The sequence below is a fragment of the Microcella sp. genome (genome assembly GCF_046293215.1).
GTDB lineage: Bacteria > Actinomycetota > Actinomycetes > Actinomycetales > Microbacteriaceae > Microcella.
The window spans coordinates 1-1,077 of sequence record NZ_JBKBPI010000021.1 but is presented as its reverse complement, the minus strand read 5'-3'; the positions used below and the strand labels follow the sequence as shown (position 1 = coordinate 1,077).

1 protein-coding gene is annotated in these 1,077 nt (G+C 64.0%); it reads left to right on the top strand.

All coding sequences use genetic code 11. The features are described 5' to 3' along the window. Nucleotides 1-91 precede the first annotated feature (91 nt). Entirely contained in the window at nt 92-1,063 is a 972-nt protein-coding gene (locus tag ACK4SC_RS11680; RefSeq protein ID WP_409618145.1) for an IS481 family transposase, read from the top strand. The last annotated feature ends 14 nt before the right edge of the window (nt 1,064-1,077 follow it).

The following is a 1,077-nucleotide window of genomic DNA, read 5'->3' as shown; positions in this document are numbered from 1 at the left end:
TGTACTCGGTCAGCAGGTTGGTGACACGTAGTTGAGGAGAAGGCCTTCATTCTGAGTGGTGTCTAACGCCATCGAAGAGGAAGGCCTTCTCTTGGTCCACCGTAATGCGAGGCTGGCACCAGCCGGCCGAATGATCCTGGTTCAACGGGTGCTGCAAGGCCGCCCGATCTCGCACGTCGCGAAAGAACTCGGCGTCTCACGTCAGTGCGCTCACCGCTGGATGGGGCGCTTCCGCAGTCAGGGCGTTGCCGGGTTGATCGATCGCTCATCGCGGCCGCGGCGATCACCAACGGCGACGCCCAGCACGGTCGTGAGCGAGCTGCTCGCGGCGCGTCAGGCCGAACGGATCGGTCGTGACGAGTTGGCGTTGCGCTTCGCGGTGAGCGCCTCAACGGCATCGCGGATCATCGCTCGGGCAGGATTGCCGCGCCTGCATGAGCTGGACCCGGTCACCGGGATCCGCATTCGTGCCTCGCGGACCACGCAGCTGCGTTACGAGCGCGACAACCCCGGCGATCTGATCCACGTCGACGTGAAGAAACTCGGTCGCATCCCGGACGGCGGCGGGTGGCGGGTCGATGGCCCCACGGTGGTTGATCACCATCGAGACCGAACCCGCAAGCTCGGCTTCGATTACGTTCACGTCGCCGTGGATGATCACTCCCGGCTCGCGTTCGCTCAGATCCTGCCCGACGAGAAAGGCACCACCTGCGCTGCGTTCCTCACCGCAGCGGCGGCCTTTTTCGCCCAGCATGGCGTTGCGATTAGACGCGTGATGACGGACAACGCGAAGAACTACGTCATCTCCCACGCTTTCCAAGACACGCTCAGACTGCTCGGCGCGCGGCATGTCACGACCAGGCCGCACTGCCCGTGGCAGAACGGCAAGGCCGAACGGTTCAACCGAACCCTGCAGGAGAACTGGGCATACCGGCACCCGTATCTGACGAACCAAGCCCGTCACGACGCTCTCGCTCCGTGGCTTGAGCACTACAACTACGCTCGAGCACACACCGCTTGCGGAGGCCTGCCACCGATCAGCCGAGTGACACCAACGTCATGACCGGGTACACCTAG